Genomic DNA, 24,754 nt, shown 5'->3' on the forward strand with positions numbered 1-24,754 from the left:
GGCATGGTTTGTAGGTTAAAATTGGATACCGGCTTGCGCGGTGCAGGTGGCGCGGGCGGTGTGGAGGCCGCGGGGCTTGTACAGCGGGCGGCCCACCGTCGCGTCGTAGTAGAACGCCCCCCGGCCGCCGCGCAGCCCGAGGGCGCAGCCGGCCAGCGTGCCGCCGGGCAGATACCGGCTCGCGGGGCCGGCCACATGGCCGCCGTCGAGCGCGAGGTAGAGCGTCTGGCCCGTGCGCCAGAGGGCGACGCCGAGGTCGTGGCGGAGCGTGAGGCCTTTTTCGGCGCCGAGGGTCTGGCGCCCGTCGAAGCCGCGCACGGTGTAGCGCCCGCCGATGGAAAAATATTCCGAGCCCTGGAGCGTGTCGCCGGTCAGTTGCGCGCGGAAGGCCGTGTGCGCGTGCAGGCGGGCGGGGCCGATGGAGAAAGGGATGCGCAGCACGGCGTCGGCGGTGAGCGCGTGGTAAAAGTTCGTCGGCGAGCCGTCGGCGCGCGGCTGGAGGTCGCCGGTCGCGCCGAACCACGGGACGCCATTGCGGAAGGCGACCGACGCGTCGAGCAGGGCGCGCCCGAGGTTGCGCTGGTGCAGGAGGGCAAGCTCCAGCGTGCCGGTGTCGCGCCGCTGCACCTCCAGCTCCACGCCGTCGATGAAATTGCGATTGCGCCGCCAGGAGACGCGGGTCTGCGCAGTGGTCTTGGAGTTCTGGTCGCGATGCGCCAGAAATTGCACGCGGGCCTCCACGCTGCGGCTTTTGCCGGAGGATTCGTAGGGGTTGTAGTAGCCCTGGACGGTCTGGCGGTAGTCGTAGGCGTTGTAGCTGGCGTGCGCCGTCCAGTAGCCGAAGGGGAGGCTGTAAGTGAGGTTGTCGCCGCCGGTGCCCTGGCCCGAGGCGGTGGCGACCGCGCCGTTGCGGGTGAAGGCGAGAAGGTCGTTCAAGGAAAGGGGATTGTCCCAAAAGGCGGTCGCGCTGCCCTGCCAGCGGCCGGTGTTTTGGTCGCCGCCGTTGTCGATGCCGAGGTGCCCGCGCAGCGGGAAACGGTTTTTACGCGTGACCAGCACGTCGCTTTGGCCGGGCCGCGCGCCGGGCTTCAGCTCCATCGTCACGTCCTGCGAGGGCACGCGCTTCATCTGCTCGAGGCCCTGCTCGATGTCGCGGAGGTTGAGCAGTCCCCCGGCGCGCGCGGGGAAGGCGTTGCGCCACGTGCCGCCCCGCCCGGCGTCGCCGGGGGCAAAGCCGATTTTTCCCACCGTGCCCGGCGCCACGACGAGGCGCAGGGTGCGCGTGCCCGCGATGTCCTGCTCCGGCAGGAGCACGCGCGTGGTCACATAGCCGCGCTCGAGGCAGGCGTGGGAGAGCGCGCGAATCGCATGCCGTATCCCCGCCATGCCGAGACGCCTGCCCTCGTAGCGCGCGGCGAGCGGAGCCAGCCAGGGAAAACGCCGCCCGCCCTCCACTTCCACACGGTCGATGCTAAACCCATCCGGCGATTCGGGGATGGCATCGGAAACCGTCCCGGCGGCCGGTTGCAAATCCACCCGAGGCTGTTCGAACCGCCCCTGTTGCTCCGCCTGTTCCTGCTGCTGGCGGCGGCGGATTTCCTCACGATCGGCTTGCAAATCCTGCTGAACCGGAAGTGGTTGCGAAAAAATGCCTGAATACGAAAATAATGTGAAAACAAGAAACAGGAGCTTTTGCTCCCGGCGGCGTCCATTGTCCTCACTTATTTGCATCTATGAACCGTGTGAATAAAACAAAAATGGAGTCAAATTTAATTATATCTCACAAATATTATTATACATTTGTACATTTATTGCTCCATTCGTTTTCCGACCCGGCTTCTGCCATTTTTTTGCAGACCGGGGAGCCGCCGCCTCGGGCCCATGTACAAGCGAACGGGGCTTCGTTTATCCTAGCTAACTGCCCGCGGCTTCGCCACGCTCGGGGCTCTTCGTCTGTTCATCATGTCGATTTTTGCCAAATTTCGCGGCAACCTGTCTGCGCCGCGCAAACGAAAAACCGCGCGAAGCTCCGGTGTCGCCGACTTCTTCCAGTCGAGCCGCATCGTCGCCGCGTTCATTTTCTTTGTCACCGTCGTCGCCATCGTCGGCATCAGTTTCGTCGGCATCCATGCCGTCAATCTTCCCGTCCTCCCCAACCAGATCGCCTCCACCCGCATCGTCGCCTCGGAGTCGTTTTCCTACCAGAGCGCGGAAAAAACCCGCCTCGCCCGCGAGCAAATCCGCAACCGCGTGCCCCGCGTCTATCGCCTCGATTACGGCGAACTGCGCCGTTTCGAAAGCGCCATCCAGACGCTCCTCCGCGACCTCGAGAAGCTCGACATCGAGCATCCCCGCAGCGCGGCGCAGGCGGCGGCGCCGGGCGACGAGGCCGAGGACGCCGACGGCACCGCCGCCCCGGCCGGGAAGCAGGCCGACGCGGAATCGTCCAGCGATTCCGCCACGGCGGACACCGGCGCGGCGGCGTCCGCCGTCCCCGTGAAACCCACCCGCCCCCGCCCGCCGCCCGATTCACCGGAACGCCGCGCCGCGCTGGCCGCCATCCTCGACGCCTTCAACGCCCGCGGCCCCTACCACGCCGGCATCAACGACATTCGCACGCTCCTGAATTACGGCGACGCGGCCGCCCGCCGCGCCCTCGTCGAGTCCGCGCTCGTCGTCCTCCGCGGCCTCTACCAGGAGGGTATCCACGACGAGAGCCCGCTCTTCGCCTCCCCGGGCGCGCCCGGCAAGGTGGCCGTTTTCCGCATCAGCCGCCCCGGCGGCGCCAGCGAGCAGCACACCGTGCAGTCCCTCGAAGCCGCCGAGCGTTTTCTCCGCATCAACCTCGAAACCCCCGGCACGGACAGCCGCACCCTGCTCGCCCTCTTCCGCATCTTCCACAACGGCCTCAACCCCAACCTCGTCTTCGACACCGACTCCTCCGACCACCTCCAGGAGGAAACCCTCAAAAACCTCCAGCCCGTCACCGTCCAGGTCGAGCGCGGCCAGACCATCGTCGAGCCCGGCATCCGCGTCACCCCCGAGCAATACGAAATGCTGGAGGCGCACCGCCGTTACCTTTACGAGCACGGCGGGGCCGACACCATGGAAGCGCTCGAGTTTTTCCGCCGCGTCCTCTTCGTCCTCGCCATGGTCATCGCCTGCGTCGTCTATATCCGCATCGAGGACCGCGAGACGCTCCAGAACAACGGCCGCCTCGCCCTCCTCGCCCTCGTCGTCATCGCCAACCTCGGCCTCATCCGCTTCACCTACTGGCTGAGCGAGCTGCCCTATTTCATCCAGAACTCCTCCATCGCCTCGCTGCTGCCCTATGTCGCGCCCACCGCCATCGCCGCGCTCCTCGTCGCCATCCTGATCGACACCGGCTCGGCCATCTTCATGGCGCTGCTCGTGTCGATTTTCACCAGCGTCATCTTCGGCAACCGCCTCGACCTGCTCGTCGTCACGTTCCTCGCCTCGATGGTCGGCATCTTTTTCTGCCAGCAGGTCCGCCGCCGCGGCTCCGTCGTGCGCGCCGCCACCCTCGGCGGGCTCACGGTCGCCGTCTTCGCGCTCCTCCTCGGCATCATCGACCAGCAGCCCATCCTGCGCGCCCCCTTCACCGTCCCCGGGCAAATGCTCGCCGGCCTCTGCAACGGCCTGCTCACCGGCATCATCGTCGCCGGCATTCTCCCCGTGATCGAGGGCCTCTTCAAGCGCACCACCGACATCACGCTGCTCGAACTCACCGACTTCAACCACCCGCTCCTGCGCTTCATGCAGATGGAGGCGCCCGGCACCTATCACCACTCCCTCGTCGTCGCGCAACTCTCCGAAAACGCCGCCGCCGCCATCGGCGCCAATCCCCTGCTCGCGCGCGTCTGCGCCCTGTTCCACGACATCGGCAAGACCAGCAAGCCCGAGTATTTCACCGAAAACCAGCGCGACCGCGCCAACCCCCACGACGAAAGCAACCCCTCCCTCTCCGCCCTCATCATCAAGGCGCATGTGAAGGACGGCGTGGACCTCGCGCTCAAGCACAAGCTCCCCCGCGCCGTCATCGACGTCATCCAGCAGCACCACGGCACCACCCTCATCCGCTTCTTCCTCCAGCGCGCGCTCAACCAGACCCGGCTGCAAAGCGCCACCAGCTTCCCCATCGCCGCGCCCGGCGCCACCCTCCCGCCCGCCCCGCCCACGGGCTCCAAGTCCCCGATTCCCACCTCCGGCTCCAAACCCCCGATTCCCGTCACCCCCACGCCCACGCCCCTCCGTCCCGAGCACCTGAAGGTCATCGAGACCACTTACCGCTACGACGGCCCGCGCCCCCGCTTCAAGGAAAGCGCCATCATCCACCTCGCCGACTCGGTCGAGGCCGCCTCGCGCTCCCTGCGCCGCGTGACCCCGCAGCACCTCGGCGAACTCATCGGCCACCTCTTCGAGGAGCGCCTGCAGGACGGCCAGCTCGACGAATGCCCGCTCACGCTCGCCGAGCTGGCGAAGATCAAGGACAGTTTCGCCCGCACGCTCCTCAACATGCTCCACTCCCGCGTCGCCTACCCGCCCGCCGACGCCGAGCAAAAACCCGCGCCCGAAACCCGCGAGGGCGGGGCGTCCAAGGATTGAACAGAAGGCAACGAAGAGAAGGAAGAAGACGTTTTTTAGACAGAATGAACAAAATGGCTGAAAATTAACATAATGAAACTCATCAAATTACCAATTCCGTCTATTCTTTTCCATTCTGTTCATTCTGTCTAAAAAACAATATCCTCTTCGTTCCCTTCGTTTCCTCTCTGTTCAAGAATTATCATATCCTTCCTTGGCGCATTATAATTAAAACCGTGGCCTCGCGCAGAGACGCAGGGAGAAGAAATTCTTCTTTTTCGCGACTCCGAGCGAAACAAATTCTGATGAAACGGCCATGTCTTTAGTTGAATGCTCCAAACTTCCCACTTCAACCGGCCGCACAGCGGCCCCCGCCCGTGCCCGTCCGCGAAATCAGCATCCACAACGCCCACCCTCGCCTGCGCCTCGACCGCCGCGCCATCGCCGTCGCCATCGCCCGGCTCGACGCGCAGGCGGGCCGTTTTCGCGGCGGCTGCCCGCCCGGCGAACTCTCCATCGCCTTTCTCACCGACCCCGCGCTCGCCGCGCTGCACGCGAGCTTCCTCGACGATCCGACGACCACCGACGTCATCACCTTCGAGGGCAACCCCGCCCTCGGCGTCGCGGGCGAAGTCTGCGTCTCGGCCGACACCGCCGCCGCCTATGCCGCCGCGCACGGGCGCGACTTTTCCGCCGAGCTCACGCTCTACGTCGTCCACGGCTGGCTGCACCTCGCCGGCTACGACGACCTGCGCCCGCAAAAAAAACGCCTCATGCGCGCTGCCGAGAAACGCGCCATGGCCCTGCTTCACGACGCCGGGGCGGAGCCCGTTTTCCAACTCCGCCCCGCGCGCAAACCGGCGTGACACACGGCGAGGCCGGCGCTGAACGCGAACTACCATCCGCATCGGGCTGACCTTTTTCAAGCCCACTTCCCCCGACCGCAGCGTGCGCGAACTGCCACCGGCAGGCTGCGTGACACCCGCATAAAGCTGACGATGCGCCCTCCCTTCACGGCTTGCGCCAAACCTACCTGCGGCCAGCTCGCCCAAAAGCAACAGGCAGCCATGCCAAGACCACTCGTGCCCCTCGCGCTTTATGCGTGACTGCGCGCAGGATGCGAATCCCCATCCGAGGCACGCACGATTAAAGCAATTTTCGTTTATTCTGTCGCAAATAAACAGCGGCCCCGTAGGGCCTGACCTTGCGTCAGGCCGCGATGTTTCCAGTGCGCAACGCGGCTCCTTCATCCATGCCAGCCTGGCTCGACGCAAGGTCGAGCCCTACATGCGATAGAACAAACGAAAATTGCTCTAAAACCGAATTTATGCAGACCGAGCGACGGGTTTTTCCAAATCCGCCGCCAAGAAACCCTGGTTAACCGGAATTCAAACCGGCGAAAATCATTCGTGTAGGCAGCCATTATTGATAAACAAAAGTAAATTTGACAGCCGTCCCAAAAATCATTCGCTAGGCCCCGACAGCATGAAAATGCAAAGAATTTTCCTTCTGTCGCCAAAATGCTTCTGCCACTTGCCACAGCGTTCAATTTTGCCGGCTGCATGCGCAGCGGAGCGAACGCTATTGCAAGTAATTCGGGGGATGGACCGGGCCGCGTAATCTTTTGTTACATAAATAGTTTTAACTCTATAGCCGGAATAACTGCGCAAAGCGCAAAAGACATACGTTGGCCGGTATGGATACGCGGCGGCCACGGAGGGATCGCGCCGCGCCGCGATTTGATGCCGGTGAGACATCAGGACTGCATGCACCCCCTGCATCCGCGTTCGTCGGCTCCACGACCCCGTCTCTTCGCCTAGGAAATCGCAGAAGAGCCAAGCCTGCCAATGACCCGCAGCATCACTTTCATATTGTAAAAATAAAATGAATATAGCCCTTCACGCTCTCCGCCTTCCGGTCGCAGCTCTTCTGGCTTCCGTCCTCTCGGCACCCGCCCTTCGCGCCCAAGTTTCCGGCACTTTCACCGGCTCCGGCACCAACTGGGCCGACGCCGCCAACTGGTCGCCCGCCGCCGTCCCGGACAACTCCGGCGACGCCGCCACATTCAACGTCACCTCGAACACCTCCCTCGCCAACAAGACCGTCACCCTCGGCGGCGCGGGCCAGCAGCGCACGCTCGGCGCGCTCACCATCGTCGGCGGCCCGAGCGTGAACGCCTCCGGCACGCTCACCCTCGGCGCCGCCGGACAGGTGCTCCGCTTCGACAACGGCCCCGCCGACGCGCTCCTCTCGCTCTCCGGCGGCGTCAGCCTGCGCCTCCTCGCCGATGTCTCCGCCGCCGGCAACCTCGCCATCCAGAACGACTCCGGCATGGTCGGCTCCATCACCCTCGCCGGCGACACCGCCGTCACCGGCACCGCGCTCTTCTCCAACGCCGACCCCTACGCCGCCATCACCGTCTCCGGCCCCTTCTCCGCCGCCGCCCTCTCCAAGGACGGCGCGGGGCGCCTTGTCCTCAACTCCGCCGCCACCATTGCCGGCCCCGTCAACTTCAACAACGGCACCCTCGTCATCGGCGCCGATAATGCCCTCGGCTCCGGCACGCTCGTCCTTGCCGGCTCCGGCGCACGCCGCATCAACCTCGCCAACGCCACCGGCCGCACCCTCGCCAACGCCATTGACCTCTCCTCTATCGACCTCGCCGTCGGACGCGAGGACCAGGCCACCGCCACGACCACCGGCACTCTCACCCTCAACCCCGCCGCCGCCGCCCTCTCCTCCATTGGCGCGGGCCAGCGCGCCATCACCGTCGATGCCCTCACCAGCCTTGTCTTCGGCGCGAACCAGTCCTTCTCCGGCGCGGGCACGCTCGTCAAGCAGGGCGGCGGCGTCCTCACCCTCGGCGGCGCGCAGAGCACCTTCGCCGCGCTCGATGTGCGCCTCGGCGCCGTGCGCGGCAGCCTCTCCGGCGACATGACCCTCGGCTCCGGCCCCAGCATCTTCGGCGCGGGCAACATCACCGTCGATGGCGGCAACACCATTCTCGAAGTCACCTCCTCCAACCCCGCCGCCACCCTCACCCTCGGCGCGGGCGCGGCCATCACCCTCTCCAATTACGCCACCTTCCGCCTGACAAACGCCACCCTCGCCCTTCTCGATGGCGCCATCGACCTCGGCGGCACCGGCATCCTCGACTACGGCTCCGGCAGCGTCATCCTCGGCAGCACGCAAATCCTCAACGCCCCCGCCGCCGGCTTCAACTTCGGCGCAAACCTCGTCTTCACCGACGCCACCGGCATCGCCGCCAATTCCGCCCACCGCTTCAATCTCACCGGTGCCGGCGCGCAGACGCTCAGCTACGACACCCGCTACGGCTCCGCTCTCGCCGGCGCCATCACTGTCAACGCCGCCATCGTGAAAACCGGCTCCGGCGTCACCAGCCTCGACTCCTCCATCACCACGCTCTCCCTCGCCAACACCCTCCGGCTCGACGCCGGCGTCTTCGACCTCGGCGCGACCTCCAGCCTCGACGCCGCCGGCGGCGTTTCCATCGGCGCGGGCAGCCTCTCCCTCGGCAAGACCGGCCAGCTCGCCGGCGCGCTCGCCTTCGACGGCGCCTCCACCGGCTACGTCCGGCTCAACGGCTATTCGCAAACCCTCTCGGGCGTGGCCGTCGGCGCGGGCACGCTCGCCCGCATCCAGCTTGGCGGCGACATCGCCACCGCCACCACTCTCGACCTCGGCGCGCTCTCCTTTGCCGACACCGCGGGCATCCTCGGCATCTACGGATACCTCCCCGGCGCGAGCACGGACCGCGTCCTCCTCGCCGCCTCGCCCACCGCCGGCCAGCTTGCAAACCAGGTCTGGTTCCACGGCTACAATCCCGGCGCGACCTGGGCCTCCGGCGAACTCCTCATCCCCATGCTTCCCGACGGCATCACGCCCGACTTCCTCCAGGCCGAGTGGACGGGCGGCGCCAACACCCTCGACGCCTCCGACTACCGCAACTGGCGCGTCAGCGGCACCGACATCGTCCACCCCTTCGCCCTCCCCAACGCCCCCGGCGCCATCGCCATCCTTGGCGACGCCGGCGGCTCGCTCGGCGGCAAGACCGTCGCCGGCGCGGGCTTCGCCTCCGTCAGCGGCACGTGGACGCTGGGCAAGCTGGCCATGAACAACAACCCCGGCGGCTCCGCCTATGGCGTGAATGTCGGCACCCTGCTCATGGACAGCGGGCGCGCCGGCGTCCCGGCGGTCATAGCCATCAACAACTACAGCTGGAACACCCTTTCCGGCAACATCCGCCTGGCTTCCGACCTGAGCATCGAGGGAGGCGCGAACATCTATTTTAACCCCGCCATCACCGGCACGCACGACATCATCATCAACCGCAACGGTGGCGCGCCGACCAGCCTCGTTGAAAACCGCTTCGGCGGCGTGAACACGGGCTGGACGGGCAACCTCATCGTCAACGGTGGCCGTATTTCCCGGCAAAACAATAACGCCTGGGGCGACATCACCAGCGCCGCGCTCCTCTCCGGCTCCATCAACACCATCACCTTCAACGGCGGCGGTATCCGCGGCATGGCGAACAACAACAAAATCTCCGTCCCCAACCGCATCTTCATCAGAAACGACTTCGCCGCCAACAACACCACCTTCACGTGGGACGGCGACATCCTCCTGGATGCCTCGGCCAAGACCTCCGGCACTTACACTATAAATGTCGACGAAAGCACCGTGAGCCCCGTGGGCGTGCGCGCCTCGCTCACCTTCAGCGCGAGCACCCACCTCGTCGGCGATGCCGGGCTGGTTTTTATGGGCAGTCACACGAAGGAAATCCTCAGCGGCTCCAACACCTTCTCCGGCGGGCTGGGTGTCAACGGCGGCACGCTTTACACCACGGTGGGCGCGGGCGGACTGACCATCGGCAGGCTCGACGCGGGTAACAACTACCTCGGCATCGGCGACATCACTGTGACCAGCGGCCAGCTCTACGTGGATACGCAGGGCAACGACACGCGCATCGGCGGCGCCGCTCCCGCCGCGCCGGTCAATCTCAACCTCGGCAACAACCAAACCCTGTTCTTTGCCGGCGGCGGCACCGTGTTTTTCGGCGCGGACAGTTTCGCCAAAAGCATCGCCTCCGGCGGCGGTATTTTCAAGGTTTCCGGCGACCTCGTGCTTGACGGCGGCGTCTTTGGCGACGGCGGCGTGACCGCCGCCCAGAACATCAACCTGTATTTTGACACCACCACCAATCCCGCCGGCCAGTCTTTCATCACCAAGGGGGCCGGTGGCGGCGGCATTGTAAGCGGCATCAACACCATCCACAAACAAGGTCCCGGCCAGACCACGCTTGACAGTGCGCTCACCTTCAAACCCGCGGGTTCGATACACCTTGACGGCGGCGTGCTCCAGCTCACGGCCGATAATCAGGTTGTTCAATATTCCGGAGCGACCGCGCCCGGCGTCGTCTTGAACGGCGGCGCGCTGGCGGTGGAACACACCAGTCAGGATCTCGGTTTGCTGTATCTTCGTGCCGGCGGCGGTTCGCTGTTGCTGGGCGCGGACGGACGGTTGACCTTTGCGGGCGCGGCCTCGGGCACGGCGAATTGGAGCACCGCCGATATTCTTTCCATCCAGAACACCAGCGGCGTCTGGAACACCGACGGCACCGGTGCCTATGTCCGCTTTGCCGCCGACCCCAATCTGCCCGCCCTCGACAACATCGCGCTCACCGGCTACGAGGCCGGTGTGCAGGTCGTCACCGACGGCGGCTATTGGTATCTGAAAAACGCCGCCACCGCCGTCGCCACCATCGAGTGGACGGGCGGCCCCGGCGCGACCGGCACCCTCTGGAGCGCCGGCGCCGGCTGGCTCAACACCGCCGCCCCCGGCCAGGCCCCCAACGGCATCGACGTGAGCGTCTCCATCAAGGACATCGACAGCAGTCTCGCCACCAAGACCATCGACGTGGACGGCAACTTTACCCTCTCGCGCCTGAACGTCCTCTCCGCCCAGCCCTCCGTGAAACTCGGCGGCAGCGGCACCCTGATCTTTGACAAAAACACCTACGACGCCCGCCTCCTCCACGCCGGCGGCTCCGTCCTCGCCATCAACAACGCCGTCAAGCTCGACACGGACATCGAGCTGGCCGCCACCGTGCCCGTGGCCACCGGCTATCTGGACTGGCGCGGCGCGGTCGGCGGCGACGGCGGCATCACCAAAACCGGCGCGGGCACCCTCCTCCTCTCCTCCGGCAACACCTACTCCGGCGGCTTCACCTGGCGGGACTCCTCCGTCATCCAGCTCTACGGTGCGAACGCCGCCGTCTCCGGCAGCGGCTACTTCGGCACCGGCACCCTCGTCATCGGCGACGGCGCCGACAAGAGATTCTACCTCGAAACCTATAACGAGCAACTCGCCTCCGGCGCGGTGGACTCCGCCGCGACCTCGCGCACCATCGCCTCCGACGTCATCCTGCGCGGCCACCTCTATCACCAGCGGCAGACGGCTCTCGGCGCGGTGGTGGCAAACACGGCCGGCGCGGTCTCCACGCTGACTTTCGCCGGCAACGTGTTCGTGGACGACCTCGGCACCGGCGCCACCTGGATCATCGACAACTACGGCAACAACAACAGCAGCCCCTATGTCACCACCGTCTTCAACGGCAACCTCTCGGGTGCGGGCAATATCAACCAGACCGGCTACGGCCGGGTTTATTACAACGGCGACAACAGCGCCTTCACCGGCAACTACCGACTGGCAAGCAAGGTGTATGTGAAATACGACAACCCCTTCGGCACGACCGGCACGCTCACCATCGCCGGCGCGATCAACAGCAGCTTCATCCAGGCCAACAACGGCAGCGCCACGATCTCCATCCCCAACGTGCTGAACATCACCAGCGGCAATAATTACAACGGCAACCTGCTCTTCAACCTCGACAGCGGCTCGACCGGCCGGAAGAGCACTGTCTCCGCCGGGCAGCAGGGACTCGGCGGCAGCGGCGGCACCCTCACCTTTGGCAAGGACCATGTCATCGCGGGCGCCGGCGGCTTTTTCACCGGCGCGGAGAGCAGTTGGAGCAGAAGCGGCGCCATCCGCTTCCTCGGTGCCAACGAGTTCGCCGGCGGCATCACGCACCATTCCTCGATCGTCCAGGTCGGGCACGACTCCGTATGGGCCGGCGGCACCCTCGCCGGCGGCGCGCTCGGCACCGGCACTCTCAGATTTCTGAAAAACAGCGCCGTCTTCGGCGCCTACGTCGGGGCCGACAGCGTTGACCCCTCCGCCACCTCCATCCGCGTCTCCAACCCCGTGCTCTTTGACGCCAACGGCATCACCATCACCAACGCCGGCTCCGCCACCACGCTCATCCTCGACACCGGCAGCATCGCCCTCCGCAACGGCAAGGCCGACATGACCTTCAACATCACCAACGCCGGCCAGACCCTCCGCGTCGATTCCCTCCTCCACGACAAAAACGCCTCCACCGCCGGCGGCATCACCAAGACCGGCGCCGGCGTCCTCGAACTCACCAACGTCGACAACCAGATCACCGACGGCATCGAGGTGCAGACCGGCACCGTCCGCTACACCGCCGCCGCCACCGCCGACGACATCCAGGTCGGCTCCGGCGTGGCCGGCGACACCGCCTTCGGCACCGGCACGCTCACGACCAACGGCGCCTCCAGCGCCTTCCAGGTCGTCGCCGCCGACAGCGGCACCGTCACCATCGCCGGCGGCGACCGCCTCCTGCTCAACAACAACGGCCGCTTCATCGTGAGCGGCAGCGACGTGACCACCGTCCTCGCGCACAACGGCGCGCTCCTCAGCACGAGCGCGGCGGGCCAGCAGGGCGTGCTCGTCGCCGACCGCGTGAAAACCGCCGGCAACTACACCCTCGGCGTGAAGCTCGCCGCGCAAAATTGGGAGCTGGGCGCGGGCACCGTCAACCTCGCCGCCGCAAACCTCCTCGACGCCACCGGCACCATCACCCTCGGCGCCGGCGCGACGCTCGCCATCAACCAGAACACGCAGGCGCTCTCGAGCCTCCTCGTCACCGGCGACGCCTTCATCGACGTGGCCGGGGGCACGCCCTCGAACCCCGTCACCCTCCTCCTCGGCGACATCCGCGTCAACGCCGGCTCGCTGCTCGCCTTCACCGGCTGGAATGGCGACCAGCAGACCGGCCTCGGCTCGACCATCATCCAGAGCACCCTCGCGGTGGGCCGCGTGATCGACAACGTGACGCTCGACGGCCTCGTCAACTCAGTGCGCGTCTGGCGCAACAACAACGGCGACCGCGTCCTCCTCCCCTACGACGCCAACTACACCTGGAGCGGCTCGAACCACGACAGCGTCTGGGGCGTCAACAACTGGTTCACCAACGTCTCCCCCCTCACGCACAGCGCCATCAAGCAGCCCGGCATCGCCGGCGACTCCGCCATCTTCGACACCGCCTACGCCTCCCTCGCGGGCGCGGACACCACGATCACCGTCCTGGCCGACAAAACCCTCGGACGCTTCAAGTTCACCGGCGCGGGCAGCGGCACCCTCGCCTTCAACACCGGCGGCGGCAGCCTCAAGCTCCAGACGGTTGACAACATCACCCCGGGCAACACCTCCGAGATCTCCAACGAAAGCGGTCTGGACGTGGTCTTCAATCTTCCTGTCATGCTCGGCTTTGACGGGGTGAGCGTGGGCGAAAACCTCGACATCGTGCAGAACGGCCCCGGCCGCACCATCTTCAACAGCGCGATCAGCGGCCCCGCGTCGAGCGTGAGCGTGCAGGGTTCCGGCACGGGCGCGGTCGTCTTCAACGCGCGAAACACCTTTTCAGGCAGCTTCACCCTCGCCTCCGGCAACATCTGGCTGGGCGTCGACGGCGACGCCGCCGGCGGCCCGCTGGGCTACGGGCGGATCGCCTTCCAAAGCGGCACGGTGCGCGGCGTGCAGTCCTCCGGCGGCGGCTACACCGACAGCCAGCGCACGCTGGAGCGCGACTACATCCTCGACGGCGGCTTCGCGCTCACCGGCACGGGCGCGCTCGGACTGCACGGCAACGGCACGCTGCTGGCCGACTCCGCGCTCACCGTCGCCGACGCCGCGGGCCTGCTCACCCTCGGCACCTCGGCCCACGCGCTGGCCGTGGCCGGCGACCGCACCCTGACGACCGACGGCCCCGGCGCCGTCCGCATCGCCGGGGTGGCGCTCCCCGGCTCCCTCGCAATCTCCACCCTCGGCACCGGCACGACGACCATCGCCGGGCAGATCGCCGGCACCGGCACGCTCTCGAAAACCGGTTCCGGCGTGCTGGCCCTCGCCGGCGGCAACACGTTCAGCGGCGGCGCGACTCTCTCCGGCGGCGTGACCGCCATCGGCGACAACGCCGCGCTCGGCACCGGCACGGCGACGCTGGACAGCGGCACGCTGCGCCTCGACGCAAACGGCCTGGCCCTCGCGAACGCCCTCGCGCTCGCCGGCCAGGGCACGCTGGACACCCAGGCGAACAGCGGCACGCTCGCGGGCGCGATCAGCGGCGCCGGGCTGCTGGCGAAGGCCGGCTCCGGCACGCTGACGCTGACCGCAGGCAACAGCCACACCGGCACGACCGCCGTGAACGCCGGCGCGCTCGTGGCCCGCGACGCCGATGCCCTGGGCGCATCCGCCCTGCACGCCGCCTTGGGCGCATCCGCCGTGCTCGATTTCAGCGGCACCTTCGACAACGCCGTGGCCGGCGCCGGCCACGTGCTCGTGCACGGCGCGTCCGTCCGCATCGACAACGCCGACAACAGCGCCTTCACCGGCACATGGACCGTGGCCCAAGACGCCGGCGCGCTCATCAACGACGCCGCCGACCTCGGCGCAAACGCCAGGGTCGCCCTCGCCGCGGGCGGCACGCTCGCGACCGATGGCGCGGCGAACATGACCTTCAACAACGCGCTCACCGGCGACGGCGCGCTCAAGCTCGGCGGCAGCGGCACGCACGCCCTCGGCGCGGGCGTGGGCGCGGCCTTTGCCGGCACCGTGGAAGCGGCCTCCGGCCGCTTCATCTGGGACGCCAACGCCTCCGCCGCGCTCGCCAGCGCGACGCTCGCCGCGACCGGCGGCCTCACCGACATCGCCGCCGGCGCGCAAACCGCAAAAACCCTCGCGCTGGGCGGCGGCACGCTCGCCTTCACCGGCACCGCCACCGTGACCGGCCTCGCCATCGCCGCCGGCGGCAGCACCGCCGTGCTCCTCGACCAGGCGAAACTCAACGGCCGCCCGCTGCTCCAGCAAGACGAGGCGGTCAACGAAACCCTCGTCATCGCGTCCAACTGGACGGGCGCGCTCGCCGATCTGCGCCTCGTCGACGCCGCCGGCGCGACGCTCGGCACGACCTCCACCCTCGCCATCGGAAGCGGCACGGAGGCCCTCGGCCTCTACAGCAACACCCTTGCCCGCGCCGGCAACAACCTGACCCTCGGCCATGGCCTGCAAGAAATCCAGCTCCAGGCCGGCAAAACCCTCGTGCTTGACGGCGATGCGACCGCGCCCTCCGGCGGCGCCGAACTGCACGCGCTCATCAGCGGCTCCGGCAACCTGCAAATCAGCGCGACCGGCGCCGTCACGCTCAATACCGCGGAGACCTACACCGGCACGACCACGACGGCCACCGGCACGCTGCGCGCGGGCGTGGCCGACGTGATCGCGGCCAGCGCGGCCCTCGTGAACAACGCGGTGTTTGACACCGCCTCCCTCCACCAGACCCTCCAAAACCTCACCGGCAGCGGCACGGTGCTCTTCGGCGGCGGCACGCTCACCGTGCGAAGCGGCTCCTACGCCGGCGTGCTCTCCGGCGCCGCCACCGTGCTCGACAAAACCACTGAGGGCCTGCTGATCCTGAGTGCGAGCAATGCGTACAGTGGCACGACGGTGGTGGGCGCCGGGACGCTGCGTGCGACGCACCTCGGTGCGCTGGGCTCGTCCCTTGCGTCCGTTTCGTCCCTTGCGTCCTTGGAGCTGGCCGGCCTCAGCGGCACGCTCACGAACGCCCTGGCCGGCACCGGCACGCTGCGGGTGGCGGGCAGCGCCGACCTCGACTACCGGGGCGGGGCCTCCGGGTGGGCGGGCGTGACGCGGATCGACTCGGGCCGGCTCCGCGTGAACACCGTGCTGGGGACGGCGGCCTCGGCGCTGCAGGTTTACGCCGGCGGCACGCTCGGGGGCGGCGGCACGCTGGGGGGCAATGTTTACCTCAACGCCGGCGGGCACCTCGCGCCGGGCAACAGCCCGGGGGTGACCACGATCCTCGGCGACCTCGCGCTCGCCGACGGCGGGCACCTCGACTTCGAGCTGGGCGCGGTCACCAGCCCCGGGCACCTCGACCAGAGCGCGGCCGGCGTGAACGACCGCATCGACGTGCACGGCAGCGTCGTCATGGGCGGGACGACGACGGTGAACCTCACCGGGACGGGCGCGGCGCTGGCGAAGGGTGAATACGACCTCATCCGCTACGGCCTCACCGGCGGCGCGCTTTCCGGCAGCGCCGGCAACCTCGCGTTCGGCACGTTCAACGGCGCGGCGGTCAGCGGCCTGGCCGACGCGGACAAGTTCCTGTTCAGCACGGCCGAGACCGGCTGGGTCAAGCTGCTCTACGACTTTGGCTACTTCACCTACTGGGACGGGGGCGACAACAGCGCCGGGCAGTGGACCAACGCCAGCGTGGAAGGCGGCTCCGGCACGTGGCACGCGCCGGGGGCGGCCAGCGCCTACACCGCGTGGAGCGGCAGCAACGGCGCGCCCAACGGGGAATGGCTCGGCGCGCCCGCCGAGGCCGCGGGCTTCGCGATCTTCGGGGGGGCGAGCGGGACGGTCACGGTGGACAACACCGCCGCCGGCAGCTTCACCGGCGGCACGATCGCCCTCAGCGGGGCGCAGTTCAAAACCGAAGGCTACCTGCTCACCGGCGGCACGCTGGCGACCGGCGGCACCGGCGCGGTGGTCTTCAACATGACCGCGGGGGCGACCATCGCGACGAGCCTCACCGGCACGCACGCGATCGAGAAGGCCGGCGCGGGCACGCTCACCCTGGCCGGCGCGAACACCACCACCGGCACGATCGGCATCCTCGACGGCGCGCTGGTCATGACGCACACCGGCGCGCTGGGCTCCGGCGCGGTCGTCATCGGCGCGGGCTCCGGCGCGACGGAAAAAGTCCTGCGCGTGGCCACCGGGGACATCGTGTTTGCCAGCACCCTCAGCGGCACCGGCGTCCTGCACGTTGACCTCGGTTCTTCAACTTCAACTTTCAACTTCAACTCCAGCGCCGCAGGCGCTGGCTTCACGGGCACGGCGCTCTTCGAGACCGGCGCCTACGCGCTGGACAACAACGCGCTGGCCTCCGCCGCCGTGGTGCTGGGCACGGCCAACACGACGACGGTCGCCACCGGCACGCAGCGCCTGGGCAGCGGCAACCCCGGCGGCCTGAAGATCGACGGCGCGGACGTGGTCTTCGCCTACACGACCGGCTCGCGGGCCGATGGGGTCATCCTCACCGACACGCTCGACGGCGCCAGCGGCACGATCACCGTCGCCAACAACCACGCCGCCACCGGCACGACCGGCCTTTTGGACCAGAACCTGCTCCGGCAGGACGAGGCCACGCTGGTGCGCCTGGTGAACGCATATTCCACCACCGGCACGAACCTGGCGCTGGCCGGGGGCGGCACGACGACCGCCGCGGTGCGCGACGCCGGCAGCACGGTGACGGCCACCGCGACCTACACGCAGGCGCTCGACTACGCCACCGGCGGCCCGGCCTCTCCGTGAACTACGCGCTCACGCAGCTCGACCTGCTCGCCGGGCAGACCACGACGCTCTCCGGCGACGAGGCCGCGCCGCCGGCGGGGCCGACTTCACCGCGCTCATCACCGGCTCCGGCAACCTGCAAATCGCCGCCAGCAACGCCCTCACCCTCAGCCACAGCAACGCCTACACCGGCACGACGACGATCGCCAGCGGCACCGTGATCGCCGGTGCCGACGACGCGCTGGGCCGCACGTCCTTCCTGTCCCTTGAGTCCCTTGCGTCCTTTGACCTCGCGGGCCACTCGCAGACCCTCGCCAGCGGCAGCGTCACCGGCGCGCTCCTCGACAGCGTTGGCAGCGGCTCGCTCGGCGTGACCGGCCTGCTGGAGATCACCAGCGCCAACGCCGGCTTCGCCGCCAGTGTCGGCGTGACCGGCACGGCCGTGCTCCACCACACCTCCGCCCTCGGCGACAGCGGCACGCTGACCCTATGGAGCGCGGGCGGCCCGCCCGCTTCCGGCCTTGTCCGCCTCGACAACGCCACCGGCACCCTTTCAAAAGCAATCGCCGGCAGCGGCACCGTCGCGCTGGCGAACAGCAGCAGCGTGGCGCTGACCGGGACGAACACGCTCTCCGGCGCGTGGACCGTCGCCGCCGCTAGCGCGCTCAGCGCGAGCTCGACCGCAAACCTCGGCCTCGCCGGCATCCTCCTCGACGGCCGGCTCACGGTCGCGAACGCCGCGAACGAAACCCTCGGCAACGCCCTCACCGGCACCGGCACTTTTAACAAAACCGCCGCCGGCAACCTGACCATCAGCCAGTCGAACACCTTCGCCGGGAGCGCCGGCATCCTTGCCGGCACCCTGACGCTCGCCGACCTCGGCGGCCTCGGCTCCGCAACCATCGCGAACAGCTCCACGCTCGACCTCGCCGGCACCGGCGCCTTCGCCAACGCCGTCAGCGGCACGGGCGTGACCGTCGCCAGCGGCGGCGTGAGCCTGCGCGGGGCGAACACGGGCTTCACCGGCACGCTCAGCGTGACCGGCACGGCGGACATCACCGCCAGCACGCAAATCGGCGGCACCGGGGCGAAGGTGGTCATCGCCGCCGGCGGCGAACTGGCCACGACCGCGACCACCTTTGTCCACGCGCTGGCCGGCAGCGGCGTCCTCGCGGTGAATGCGTCCACGAACGGCGGCGTCTTCGACTTCGAGGCGGCCAGCGGCACGGCCTTCGCCGGGACGGTCAAGCTCGACGCGACCACGATGCACCTCGGCACGGGCGCCGCGCACGCCCACAACGCCCTCGCGCTGGCCGGCGCCAAGCTGCGCGTGCTCGCCGGCTCGACCCTCGCCACCCACGCCGAGACCCGCAAACTCGGCGCGCTCGACCTGGGCGCGGGCGGCGTGACGCTGCTCGACATGACCGCCGTCGTCCCGGCGCAAGTCCTGCAAACCGGCACGCTCTCGGTGGACAGCGGCGCGCGGGTCGCCTTCAGGGGCTACACCGGCTCGGGCACGGTCAACAGCACCGGCACGAACCCGAAAAACTTCCTCGACCAGGACTCGCTCAACGACACCGCGACGCTGCTGGTCGCCGCCGACGCGCTCGCCGCCGGAACCGATGGGAAACAGATCACCCTCACGCAGGAGGACGGCGCCACGCCGCTCACCGGCGGCCGGCGGATCGACTACGGCAACGTGACGGCCACCTACGACTACACCGGCGTGACCGCCGGCACCGCGACCGCGCGGGCCATCCTCGGCAGCGCGACCGCGAGCGCCGGCCTGTATTACAACTACGCGCTGACCGTGCTCGACATCAAGAGCGGCACCACGCTCACGCTCACCACGGCGGGCGCCGACGACCGCACCCTCGCCGCCGAAATCACCGGCGCGGGCAACCTCGAACTTGTCGCCTCCGCCGGCGCCCTCACGCTGAGCCACAGCAACAGCCACACCGGCACGACGACCCTCGCCAGCGGCACCGTGATCGCCGGTGCCGACGACGCCCTCGGCCGCACGTCCCATCTGTCCCTTGTGTCCCTTGCGTCCTTTGATCTCGCGGGCCGCACGCAGACGCTCGCCAGCGGCAGCATCGCTGGCGCGCTCCTCGACAGCGTTGGCAGCGGCTCGCTCGGCGTCACCGGCCTGCTGGACATCACCAGCGCCAACGCCGGCTTCGCCGCCGATGTCGGCGTGACCGGCACGGCCGTCCTGCACCACACGCAGGCGCTGGGCGACAGCGGCACGCTGACCGCCGGCGGCCTCGTGCAGCTCACCGGCGCGACCGGCACGCTCGCGAAACAAATCGCCGGCAGCGGCACCGTCGCGCTGGTGGACAGCAGCAGCGTGGCGCTGACCGGCGCGAACGAGCTCGGCGCCGCCGGCGAATGGAACATCGCCGCCGGCAGCGCGCTCAGCGCCAGCTCGACCGCGAACCTCTCCGAGGCCGGCATCCTCCTCGACGGCCTGCTCACGGTCGCGAACACCGCCGCCGAAACCCTCGGCAACGCGCTTTCCGGCTCCGGCACGTTCAACAAGGACGCCGCCGGCAACCTGACCATCAGCCGCTCGAACGCCTTCACCGGGAGCGCCGGCATCCTTGCCGGCACCCTGACCCTCGCGAACAGCCTCGACGGCCTCGGCGCCGCCACCATCGCGAACAGCTCCACGCTCGCGCTCAGCGGCACCGGCGCCTTCGCCAACACCGTGAGCGGCACCGGCGTGAACCTCGTCAGCGGCAGCGTCGCGCTCACCGGGACCAATACAGCCTTCACCGGCACGCTCGCCGTCACCGGCACGGCCGCGATCACCGGCAACGATAACATCGGCGGCACCGGCGCGGGCGGCGCCTCCGTCGTCCTCGCGCAGACCGGCGCACTGGCCACGACCGCGACGAGCTTCGTCCACGCGCTCAGCGGCGACGGCCTGCTCGCCGTTGAGTCCGTCAGCGGCGCCTTCGACTTCGTTGCCACGACCGGCTCGAACTTCGCCGGCACGGTCGCGCTGGCGGACACCGCGCTCACCCTCGGCACGAACGCCGCGCACGCCTTCAACGCCGCCGCGCTGGCCAACGCCACGCTGCGCCTCGACGCCGGCGGCGCGCTCCACGCCAACCGCGAGACCGCCCGCATCGGCGGCCTCACGCTCAACGCCGGCGCGCTCTGGCTGCCGATGAACGGCGTCGATCCCGAGGAGGTCCTCCACGTCGGCACGCTCTCCGTCGCCGACCTCGCCAGCACCGTCGTTTTCGAAAACTACGCCGGCGGCACGGCCGCGATCGGCGACGCCGCGCGGCAGAAAAACTGGCTCGACCAGGACAACCTCACCGACAACGCCACGCTGCTGGTCTCCGCCGGCACCCTCGCCGAGGCCGCGCCGCGCCAGATCGCCGTCACCAGGGCCGACGGCAGCGCGCTCGAAAACGGCCAGGTGATCGAGCACGACGAGGTTTTGGCCATCTACAACTACACCGCGCAGACCACCGGCAGCGCCACCGTCTACACCGGCACGGCCCTCGCCCCCGGCCTGTATTACGACTACGTGCTCGCCGAGCTGAACGTGAAGAGTGGCACCACCCTCGTCCTCACCGACGCGGGCGCGACCGACAGCACCCTCACCGCCGCCCTCACCGGCGAGGGCGGCGTCACCTACACGACCGGCTCGTCGCTCACCCTCGCCGGCGCGAACACCTACACTGGCTCCAGCACGATCACGACCGGCGCCCTCATCGCCGGCGCCGACCACGTCTTGGGCGACACGTCCTTTCTGTCCATTGAGTCCCCTGCGTCCTTTGACCTCGCCGGCCACACGCAAACCCTCCGCGGCGGCGGCCAGATCGACGGCCGCCTCACCGGCACCGGCGCGCTCACCCTCGCCGGCGGCACGCTGACCATCACCAGCGCGAACCCCGGCTACACCGCGCAAACCAACATCAACGCCAACGCGACCGCGCACCTGGCCGACACCGCCGGCCTGGGCTCCGGCGGCATCCAGCTCGACGGCACGCTGCGCACCGCCGCCACCGGCGCGCTGCAAAACACCCTCTCCGGTTACGGCCTGTTCCACGCCGCCGCCGGCGCCGTCACGCTCGCCCGCGACAGCGCCGGCTTCCACGGCACCGGCAGCATCGCCGCCGGGGCGCGCGTCACCGCCACGCACGAAAACGCCCTCGGCGACGCCGCCATCGGCGTCGCCTCCGGCGCGACCTTCGAGCAGAAAGACTTCACCGGCGTCCTGCGCAACGCGCTCTCCGGCGCGGGCACGCACCTCGTGACCAACGCCACGCTGTTCCTCGAAAACGACCCCGCCGCCTACCAAATCGCGAACACCACGCTCGACGCGCGCGCCGCGCTCGTGCTCGATGCTGACGGATACCGGTTCGGCACGCTCAACATGAACGGCGGCGCGCTGGCCTTCTCCGCCGCGAACCCGGCCGGCTCCGCGACCATCGCGACCCTCGGCAATACTTCGGGCAACTTTTACCTGAACGCCGACCTCTCCGGCCTGGCCGGCGGCGGCATCGTGCCCGCCGGCATGATCGCGAACTTTTTGGACATCCTCGATGACGGCGCCGGCGCGCACCGCGTGCACCTCGACACCCACGGCACCGAGCCCGCCGGCCCGAACATCGCGCTGGAGCTCATCCACACCGGCGGCACGCTCAGCACCTTCGACCTCGTCGGCGGCCGCATCGAGACCGAGCTCACCTCGCTCGAACTCATGCGCGGCGACGGCAGCGCCTACATCCCCGATCCCCACACGGTGTACCTGACCGACGCCGGGCTCTCACACGCCGCCGACGCCATCCTCAACACCGCCGGCACGCTCGCGCTGGACTGGGCCAGCGCCCTCGACAGCCTCCACCTGCGCATGGGTGACCTCCGCGCCGAAAACCTCGCCTCCCTTGACGGCGGCCACGCCGCCGCCATAAAAGGAGGCAACGCCTCCGGCAACGTCTGGGTGCGCTCGCGCGGCTACCGCCTCGACGCCTCGAACCGCGTCTCCGGCATGGCCTTCGAGCAGCACGGCTACGGCATGACCGCCGGCCTCGACCGGGCCTTCGCGACCGAGACCGGCGCGAACCTCCTCGGCGGCTTCATCGACATGGGCGGGGTCAGCCGCAGGTTCGACAACGCCGGCACCGGCGAAACCCGCAATGCCGGCGTCGGCGCCTACGCCACGCTCCTGCGCGCGGACGGCTGGTTCCTCGACGCGGTCGGGCGCGCCGACCGGTATAAAAACGCGTTCGACGCCCGCGCCGCCAACGGGCGCGTGACGCACGCCGGCTACAACGTGAAAGGCCTGGGCCTGAGCCTGGAGGCGGGCCGCCGCCTCCAGCGCGCCGACGGCTGGTGGCTCGAGCCCGCCGCGCAGGCCTCCGTGCTCTGGCTGGGCCGCGCCGCCTACGACACCCGCCCCACCCCCGGCCAGCGCGCGATCAAGGTGCGCGTGGACGACTCCGAAACCTGGCAGTACCGCGCGCTCCTGCGCTTCGGCCGCCGGCTCCCCGGCAGCCGGTGGCATCCCTACGGCAAGCTTGCCGCCGTCGCGGTCGATTCCAATGGCGGCGGCATCACCGCCCACGGCAAGACGTTTACCGCCGGCTTCGACGGCAAGCGCGTCGAGTTCGGCCTGGGCGCTGGCTACCGCGTCAACGACCTCAGCCAGCTGTACATCGACTACGAATACGCACGCGCCCCCAGCTACGAGCGCCCCTGGGCACTCAGCCTCGGCTACCGCCGCCTCTGGTAATAGGATGCTTTAATAGGGTGCTTTCGTTTGACAGGGGCGCGGCAGCGCCGGCACGGCGAAGCCCCCGGCCAAGCCGTTGCTGACCCGCGGCTCGGCCGGGACGCCTCGCCCTACCGGCGCCGCCGCGCCAATGCCAGCCATATTGGTTTTGGAAAGAAAAGAAGAGCAGCGGCGCTTCGCGCCATTGTTTTCGACGGCAGGCAGGATGCCTGCGCTACGCACGGCTGCGTTTCACGAACCGGGCGCCTTCATTGCAGCTTCATCGGCAGGGCACGGACGCGGGCGGTCAGGGCGTTGAGCGTCACGCTGGTTTTCTGGTCGGCCATGTCGTCGCCGGTCCGCAGGGTGTGCGCGGGGAGGAAATTGTTTATCACCACGCAATAGCTGCTGTTGACCATGATGCCGAGCAGTTCGCCGGTTTTGCTGATCACGAGGTCGCCTCGCAGGCTGCTGAAAAAGGGCTTGTCCATCTTCACGTAGCCGGGCTGCGTGGGGTCGAGCTTGAAGGGCAGCTCGGCGTAGCCTTTGCCGCCGTTGCTGATGAGCACGGCCTCGGGGAACTTGAAGGGATCGAGCGCGGTTTCGTAGATTTTCGCGCCGAGCGCGGCGGCCTCCTGCTCGGTCACGGGCAGCGTGACGAGGCGCGGATCCAGCGAGAGGAAGTTGATCGCGGCGACGGGCGTGCGCGCGCCGTCCTTCACGAAGGCGGCGCGGACTCGCGTCCAGTCGGGATTGGCCTCGCGAAAGGTGAAGGGCGTGTCGTCCACGTGGAGGATGGCGTAGATGTTCTCGCCGTCGCGGACGAGCACGGTCTGCGGGTCGCGGTCGCGGGTGATGCCGCCCAGGAGCGAGGAGCGGTAAAGCGTGAAGGAGGCCTGCACGCGGTTGGCCAAAAATTCGCTGAAGAGGGTGTTGGCGTTGATGGGGCGGTTGTCGCGGATCTCCTGCGTGAGGGCGGTGGATTTCTCGGCGAGCTGGCCGACGCCCTGGGCGAGTTGCGTGGTGGTTTCGAGGGCCTTCACGCGTTCCTCGCGCTCGGCCTGCACCTGTTCCTTCAGGGTCTCGGCGGTCTGGCGCAGGATGACTTTTTCCTGCTCGGCGACTTTCACGGCGACGTTGAGGTTTTCGATTTTTTCGCGGGCGGCGGCCTGCTCCTGCGCGAGTTTTTCGACTTCCTGCCTGCGGCGCTCGGCCTCGGTCTGGGTTTGCTCAAGGTCGCGCTGGAGTTGCGCGAGACGCTCCTTGGAGACATTGGCGTCGCGGGCGGCGAGTTCGTAGCGTTGGGCGAGGTCGGCGGCGGACTGCTGGGTCTCAGAGAGGGAGACGGAGAGTTTGGCCCGGTCGGCTTCGAGGCGGGAAAGGTTTTGTTCGCGCTGCTGGAGTTGCTGTTCGGTGGCCTGGAGCTGGGCGAGGGTCTGCTCGCGCTGGGCGCGTTCGTCCTCGAGGGACATTTTCATGAGGGAGACGAGGTCGTCGTCCTTGCTGGCGGGCGCGGAGCCCTCGGGGGTGGTGGCCGAGAGTTGCGCGGCGGTGGGCTGCGGGTCGGCGGGGATGGCTTCCTCCCACCGCGTGAGCGCGAGGAGGTTCAGGAGGAGAAAGTCGCAGATGATGAGGAGAAGCGTCTTGTTCATG

6 protein-coding genes are annotated in these 24,754 nt (G+C 68.5%); 4 read left to right on the forward strand and 2 right to left on the reverse strand.

All coding sequences use genetic code 11. From position 1 onward, the window contains the following. Positions 1-15: 15 nt before the first annotated feature. Positions 16-1,617 carry a ShlB/FhaC/HecB family hemolysin secretion/activation protein gene (locus OH491_RS14395; protein ID WP_334319362.1) on the reverse strand — a complete coding sequence of 534 codons (1,602 nt, stop codon included), beginning with the start codon at positions 1,615-1,617 and terminating at the stop codon, positions 16-18. A 345-nt stretch (positions 1,618-1,962) separates the two neighbouring features. On the opposite strand from OH491_RS14395, the gene OH491_RS14400 reads away from it, so the two are divergent. The 4 genes from OH491_RS14400 (at position 1,963) to OH491_RS14415 (ending at position 23,122) form a co-directional block, all read left to right on the forward strand. Then, a complete protein-coding gene (locus tag OH491_RS14400) occupies positions 1,963-4,626 on the forward strand; it encodes an HDIG domain-containing metalloprotein (protein ID WP_342750529.1) in 2,664 nt (887 codons plus the stop codon). 356 nt (positions 4,627-4,982) lie between these two features. Further along, positions 4,983-5,471: an rRNA maturation RNase YbeY gene (ybeY, locus tag OH491_RS14405; protein WP_342750530.1), complete on the forward strand. Its 489-nt coding sequence runs from the start codon at positions 4,983-4,985 to the stop codon at positions 5,469-5,471. Between the two features lie 1,018 nt (positions 5,472-6,489). Beyond that, the gene (locus OH491_RS14410; protein WP_342750531.1) at positions 6,490-17,388 is read left to right on the forward strand and encodes a beta strand repeat-containing protein; all 10,899 of its coding nucleotides are present in this window, start codon (positions 6,490-6,492) and stop codon (positions 17,386-17,388) included. A gap of 196 nt (positions 17,389-17,584) precedes the next feature. Then, on the forward strand, positions 17,585-23,122 hold the full coding sequence (locus OH491_RS14415; RefSeq protein WP_342750532.1) for an autotransporter outer membrane beta-barrel domain-containing protein: 5,538 nt from the start codon (positions 17,585-17,587) through the stop codon (positions 23,120-23,122). A gap of 248 nt (positions 23,123-23,370) precedes the next feature. Here OH491_RS14415 and OH491_RS14420 read toward each other — a convergent pair whose 3' ends face one another. Then, entirely contained in the window at positions 23,371-24,753 is a 1,383-nt protein-coding gene (locus OH491_RS14420) for a hypothetical protein (protein ID WP_068773050.1), read from the reverse strand. Position 24,754: the final 1 nt, after the last annotated feature.

This window comes from Termitidicoccus mucosus, from assembly GCF_038725785.1.
Classification (GTDB): domain Bacteria; phylum Verrucomicrobiota; class Verrucomicrobiia; order Opitutales; family Opitutaceae; genus Termitidicoccus; species Termitidicoccus mucosus.

Bases quoted from the DNA above. Each gene is read 5' to 3' on its own strand.
- OH491_RS14400 (WP_342750529.1), top strand. From the start codon at position 1,963: ATGTCGATTTTTGCCAAATTTCGCGGCAACCTGTCTGCGCCGCGCAAA.
- OH491_RS14410 (WP_342750531.1), top strand. From the start codon at position 6,490: ATGAATATAGCCCTTCACGCTCTCCGCCTTCCGGTCGCAGCTCTTCTG.
- OH491_RS14420 (WP_068773050.1), bottom strand. From the start codon at position 24,753: ATGAACAAGACGCTTCTCCTCATCATCTGCGACTTTCTCCTCCTGAAC.